The organism is Aminivibrio pyruvatiphilus (assembly GCF_004366815.1).
GTDB classification, from domain to species: domain Bacteria; phylum Synergistota; class Synergistia; order Synergistales; family Aminobacteriaceae; genus Aminivibrio; species Aminivibrio pyruvatiphilus.
This window is the reverse complement of sequence record NZ_SORI01000043.1, coordinates 1-6,221: the sequence shown is the minus strand read 5'-3', so window position 1 is coordinate 6,221 and position 6,221 is coordinate 1. Positions and strand designations below refer to the sequence as shown.

At 62.4% G+C, this 6,221-nt stretch carries 6 protein-coding genes; all 6 read left to right on the top strand.

Annotated features, from left to right (window positions below; genetic code table 11):
- Window positions 1-1,366, top strand: a 1,366-nt coding sequence (locus tag C8D99_RS14900; protein WP_166670237.1) for a DUF2207 family protein, incomplete at its 5' end; no start/stop codon positions are given.
- A complete protein-coding gene (locus tag C8D99_RS14895; RefSeq protein WP_133959295.1) occupies window positions 1,360-3,321 on the top strand; it encodes a DUF2207 domain-containing protein in 1,962 nt (653 codons plus the stop codon). The genes C8D99_RS14900 and C8D99_RS14895, both read left to right, overlap by 7 nt.
- Before the next feature lie 37 nt (window positions 3,322-3,358).
- Window positions 3,359-3,904: a DUF6935 domain-containing protein gene (locus C8D99_RS14890; protein WP_133959294.1), complete on the top strand. Its 546-nt coding sequence runs from the start codon at window positions 3,359-3,361 to the stop codon at window positions 3,902-3,904.
- A gap of 51 nt (window positions 3,905-3,955) precedes the next feature.
- A complete protein-coding gene (locus tag C8D99_RS14885) occupies window positions 3,956-4,690 on the top strand; it encodes an SH3 domain-containing protein (RefSeq protein ID WP_133959293.1) in 735 nt (244 codons plus the stop codon).
- 17 nt (window positions 4,691-4,707) lie between these two features.
- Complete coding sequence (locus tag C8D99_RS14880; protein ID WP_133959292.1) at window positions 4,708-5,955, top strand: lysozyme inhibitor LprI family protein; 1,248 nt, start codon at window positions 4,708-4,710, stop codon at window positions 5,953-5,955.
- On the top strand, window positions 5,946-6,200 hold the full coding sequence (locus tag C8D99_RS14875; protein ID WP_133959291.1) for a hypothetical protein: 255 nt from the start codon (window positions 5,946-5,948) through the stop codon (window positions 6,198-6,200). The genes C8D99_RS14880 and C8D99_RS14875 overlap by 10 nt, the downstream gene beginning before the upstream one ends.
- The last annotated feature ends 21 nt before the right edge of the window (window positions 6,201-6,221 follow it).

The window sequence follows — 6,221 nt, the reverse complement described above, 5'->3', positions numbered from 1 at the left end:
CGTGGAATCAGCTGCCCCCTTTGCACCGGGTGAGGGGCTCACCGTAGTGTATTCCTGGCCCAAGGGGATCATCGCCCAGCCTTCCGAGCCTGCGCCCATACTTGAACGGTGGGGCCGTTCCCCCTACAGGCCGGTCCATCTTGCCATGCCGGTCCTTCTCCTGGCAGTCATGCTCCTTTTCTGGATCCGGTGGGGGAAGGACCCCGCGCCCAGGCCGGTCATCCCTCTTTTCTCACCTCCTGCAGGGGTGGAGGCAGGTTTTGCCCGGTATGTCCGTACCATGACGACCGACGACAAGTCTTTTGCCGCCATGATCCTGGGCATGGCCGTCAGGGGAATCCTGGCGATAGAGGAAACCAGCCTTGCCGGGGAGGCGGCGAAACGGGCCGGGACGCTGCCCTCGGGGGCGGGAACCGCCCTGAAGCTCCTTTCAAAGCTTGCGGGAACGTCCTACCGGCTGAAGCTGAACCGGGAGAAGCTTGCCGGAGCGCGGCTGACGGAAGACGAACGGAGAATCGCCGATGATCTCTTCGGCTCCACCCGCACGGACATTCATCTTTCGAGCGCCGACAGGCCTGTCATCCAGGATGCATTCCGCCGTCTCGGTCTCGGTTTCCGCGAACGGGGCAGGCCGCTGCTGAAGACCAATCTCGGAAAATGGATCGGCGGCGTGGTTCTTTTCGAACTGTATGCCCTGCTCATGCTGATCTTCATGATCCTCTCCGGAGAACCCCGGTTCGAGCCCATTCTCGCCCTTCTCGCCGGCCCATTCCTCCTTCTTCCCCTGGCCCTTCCCCTTCCATCGGGCAAAGGGAGCTTTATCGCCAAATTTTTCGTCCGGGTCTTTTTCCCCGGCATCTTTCTGTTTGTCGTGGCCGGTGCCGGTTTCGCCGGAGCGTCGAGCGGCCTGGACGTGGATCTCCTGTCCCTTCCGGGGCCCTTCCTGTGCGTGGGGGTGCTGCTTGTGTTCAAGCATCTCCTCAGGGTCCGGACGGAAGAGGGGGCCAGGCTCAATGAAAGCATCGAAGGTCTGCGGATGTTCATCACGGCGGCGGAGAAGCACCGCCTCGAGATGTTGAGCGCTCCCTCTGAAACGCCCCAGCTCTTCGAGACGCTTCTTCCCTACGCTTTTGCCCTGGATGCGGCGGAGACGTGGGCGAACCGGTTCCAGAGCGTGCTTGCCGCGGCCAATTACACGCCTTCCTGGTACCGGGGCGACCTGAATACCTTTACCACCGCCGCGGGAGTAGCGGCGTTCACGTCAGGATTTTCCGGAGCCGTTTCCTCGGGGACACGGTCGTCCGGCAGCGGCGGAAGCGGCTCATCGGGCGGCGGCGGAGGCGGCGGAGGCGGGCGGGGATGGTAGCCGCCCTGTCCGGACAGGCTGCCAGGAGAATTGTCCTTTTCCTGCTCGTCTGCTCCGCGGTGTGTCTTTCCCTTTCCCCGACGGCGGCCTCGGAAGAGGAGAAGATCCACCTCTTTGACTCTGCCGCGGACGTCCATGCCGACGGAGCGGTGACCGTGAGAGAGCGCATTTCGGTGAGGGCGCTGGGGAAGGAAATCCGGCGGGGAATCATACGGGTCTTCCCCACCGATTACCGGGACCAGGCCGGAGGAACGGTGAGAACTGATTTCGAGCTTCTCTCCGCCACCCTCGGAGGAACAAAAGTTCCCGCCGCGGTGGAACGGCGGGGGGGAAACCTTGAGATACGCCTCGGCAGCGCCGATGTTTTTCTCGACCCCGGCGACCACCACTACGAGATAGTCTACAGGACCCGGGGCTGGACAGGTTTTTACGACCGGCACGACGAACTCTACTGGAACGTCACCGGCAACGACTGGGTCTTTCCCATCGAAAAAGCGGTCTTTCGGATCAGCCTGCCCGGGGGAGCTCCTCTTACGGTTTGGGATGCCTTCACCGGGTTCAGGGGAGAAAAAGGAAAGGACTTCCGGCGCACCGCTGAGGGAACCTTCGAGACGCTCAGGCGGCTCGAGCCCGGGGAAGGATTCACCGTGGCGGCGGGCTGGAGCAAGGGCATCGTGTCCCCGCCGGCGCCGGGGGTTACAGAACGGCTCACCATGCTGCTCACGGGGGGAAAATCCCTTGTGATGGCCTTCTATGCCGTCCTGTTTTGCGGATATTACTTCCTTATGTGGCATCGCAGGGGCAGGGATCCGGATAAAAGGCCGGTGGTCCCTCTCTTCGTGCCTCCCGAAGGAATAGAGCCCGGATTCGCCGGGTATTTCCGGGAAATGACCTACGGGCCCGAACTGCTGGCCGCAGACATTCTGCAGCTTGCCGTCAAGGGGGTTTTCCGGTTTGCCGGAAAAGAGGATGAGACGGTCATCCTCCGCACGGAGAAAGACCTCGGGGAACCCGGCCTTTCCCCCGCGGAAAAGGCCCTCGCCGAGACTCTGGCGGCCGGAGCGGGCCCCGACGGCCTGAAGGTGACCGCCGCGGGGGGGAAGACGTTCCACACCGCCGGGCAGCAGCACATGAAAAACTGCTTCCAGCGATCAGGGGCGTATCATTCGGGCAATTTCGGGGCGATTTTCGGGGGCCTTCTTTTCTTTCTCCCCATGATCTGGACGACCCTGTACATCGAAACGCCCCTCTTCACCGACCTTCTGGACACCATACTCGTTCCCGTGCTGCTCTTCCTGTCCGCCGGGCTTATCTGGCTCGCCGCCCTGGAACTGTCGAAGGCGGCGTCAGGAAGAAGAACGTTCTCCAGGTCCTACGTCATCGGTATGGCCTTTCTGCTTCTCTTTGCGGGAGGGGGAGTGCTTCTGACCTGGAATTCCCTCCGTCTCGACCCTGTGGTCGCCGGGGGGTATGTTTTCGTCTCCGCCGCGGTCTTCTTTTTCGGCAGGATTCTCCCGGCGAGGACGGAACGGGGAGCGCGGCTGGCCGAGGGCATCGAAGGCCTGGCCATGTACCTGGGAACGGCGGAGCGCCACCGCCTCGCCCTGCTCAATCCTCCGGAGGAGACCCCGGAGCTCTTCGAGAAGCTTCTGCCCTATGCCCTGGCCCTGGGAACGGCCGAAACATGGGCGAACAGCTTCAGCGACATCCTTGAACGGGCGAAATACGTCCCGGGCTGGAAGGAAACCATGCCTGCCGGGGATTTCGGCAGGGCGGCCTTCACCTGCCGGTTTGCGGAGGCTCTCGCACAAAACGTCCGGTCGTCGGCGGCGAGCTACAGCCCCCCCTCATCAACGGGCTCGTCCGGGTCCTCTTCCTACCGGGGAGGCAGCGGAACGGGCGGCCGGGGATCCTCCGGCGGTGGCGGCGGAGGCGGAGGCGGCAGGGGATGGTAGCGGCCCGTCCGCAATGAAGGAAGGGAGGAATCCGGTAATGAAAAGAATTTTGTGCAGGACCTGCTGCCTCATGGTCCTTTTCCTGTCCGCGGCCTGGGCGGCGGAGTGCGAAGGGGCTCTCCCCAGGACGGTCCTCGAGTTCGAAATGCGCTACCGGCAGGAGGGAACGACTCCCGAAGCTGCGGCGAAGCTTTTTTTCGACGGTATCTTTGCCTACATGGACAGGTCCACCCGGGCGGAGGGACGGAAAATGCTCGCCCTCGCCATGGACGAGCGGCCCGACTGGGATGGGCGGGCCACCATGAAACTCTTCGCCGACAGGATGAAGAGCCCGAAGACCGCCCATATCTTCAGGAGCTACGCCAGGGGAGCCGTACCGGAAAACGGATACGCCATGGACCCGGACAACTACGAACTGGTGATCGAACGGACGGTGGCAGGTCACCCCAAGGGACTGCAGCTCTACCTGCGGAGCGGCGGCGCGGACTATCCCCGGGTGATCTACATGAAAGAGGTCAACGGCTTCTGGTTCATCGCCGACGGAAGTACGGTCAAGGTGGAAGTGCGCCCGCCGAGGAAATAGAACCGGCGGAAATGGAGCCGGGAAGCTCCCGGCGGAAAGGAGGACGGAATCATGAAACGAACGGCCCGGATCGCCGCGGCAATCCTTGTGGTTTTCACGGCTGTTCCCCTCTTCGCCGTCGCCGCGGCCGAGAATTACGAATGGCCGAAGGCGGGATTCGTCACCGGATCGAGGGTCAACCTGCGGAGCGGACCCTCCACCTCGGCGAAGGCCGTGGGACGGTTCGGCCACGACTATGAAACAGGGGAACTCGTGGTGACCGGCAAAGAGGAAACGGGAGAGCCTTTCCCGTGGTACCGGGTGCTTTCCCACCAGCTCGGCGAGGGGTGGATCTACGGCAAATTTCTTTTCGTCGAGGAGACGGACAGCACCGTCCGGCGCTACGCCCTGAAAATCCGGGAGGATTTCGGCATTTCCCCTGCGCTGGCGGTGAAGATGTACGGGGAACCCATGAAGCGGGAGGAACGAAAGGTAAAGCTTCCCGATTTCAACACCACGGTCCATATCGTGGACCTTTTCTTCCACGGCCATAACGCCACGTACTGGAACGGCGCTCTTCAGGCGGTGGATATTCCCGCGGGCTTCATGGGCTTCGGGGACATCGTCATGGGCATGGATGCCCGCGAGGCTCTCTCCCGGCTTGGGGCACCGTCGGAAAAGGAGTCCCCGGAGCGCTATTTCTACATCCACGAACGGGATGAAATCGATATCATGTTCGACAGTGACCCGGAGGATGGCGGCGGCAGAGTGACCGGCCTCCGCTACCGCAGGGTCGTCTACGACTGACAGGGGAGGGGAATGCGATGAAAACGGCGGCCCTATGCGTCCTTCTGGCGCTCTGCTTCTGCGGTGCGGCCTGGGGAGCGGCCCATCCGCTGGACGGGGAGATCGAGAAGTGCATGAACGACGACCCCAGCACCCAGGGGACCATTCAGTGCGCCAACCTGGGAAAGAAGAAATGGGACGGGGAACTCAACCGGGCCTACAACGAACTGATGGGCATGCTGCCCAAGGACGGGCAGGCCCTTCTCCGGACCGCCCAGAGAGCGTGGATTCCATGGAGGGAGAGCGAATTCAAGCTTCTCGGCGGCGTCTATCTGACCATTTACAACAATCTCGACGGGGGAACCATGTGGCTTGTGGCCAACGCCATCGCCGAGATGGATGTGGTAAGGGAGAGGGCCCTGGAGCTGCTCGCCTATACGGATGAGCTCCGGGGGGGGAAACCGTCCTTTCCCGGGAGCTATCCGAAGGGGCAGACGGAGGAGCAGCTGGCCGCGGCCATGAAGGTCAAGAACGACCATAAAAAACTCGGGCAGGCCTTCGGCTCCAACGGCGAGGTCATCGCCGCCGAGGCCCTGCAGTCATGGGAGGATTTCAGGAACAAGGAAGCGGCCTTCATGACGTGGTTCTACGGCAAAACCGGCGACAAGGCCTTCCCTCTTCATGCCAGGATGATGAAAAACACCGCCCGGCTCAGGAAACTCGAAGGGCTCTACGACGACCTGAAAGCCGGCGGTCTGGAGGAATCCCCGTCCGGGGAGGCCGCGAAGGAACCCGGAGGAGGAAAGGAACCCTTTGCCGGAGACCGCAGCCTGTACCGCCCTTCCCAGGGAACGTGCGATTTCGGGGCCTACATCATCGACTCAGATCCCAAGGGAACCAACGTGCGGGAGACCCCCAACGGAAAAGTAACCGCCGTCCTTCCCCACCAGCCTGACGACCCCCTCCTCATCATGGTGAAGGTCACGGGGTACAGGGATAAATGGCTGTCCGTGGTCCTCCACGACGGGACAAAGGGCTGGATTTTCAGCGAGCTGGTGGGAATGAGCCTCCGCAACTATGCGCCGGGCTCGGTGGCCGCCCTGAGAACACGGCCCGACGGGAACGCCCCCGCCGTGGGCGACATCTTCGGTGACGAGGAAGTGACGGTTCTCGGAGGCGAGGGGGAGTGGGCCCTCGTCCGGTACAGGCACCCGAGAGGCCATGAATTCATAGGGTGGCTGGACCCGGAGAAGCAGTGCGGCAACCCCTACACCACATGTCCCTGAAGCGATCGGCCGGTTATCTCTGTCTTGCGGCAGGAACGCTGCTTCTGGCCTGGATGGCTTTTGAATACTTTTTCCTTGCCTTCCTCGCCGGAAAACTGCTTCCTGATGCCGGTTTTTCCGACTGGCTGGCGGGCTTCGGCCGGGCGCTTCTCTCCCTGCCGGGAGCGGCGGCCCTTTTCCTTGGAGCGGCGGGGTATTTCCTTATCACAAAGGCACGAAACAGCGAAGGGAGGAACGATTCATGAGACTTTTTGCGGCTCTTTGCA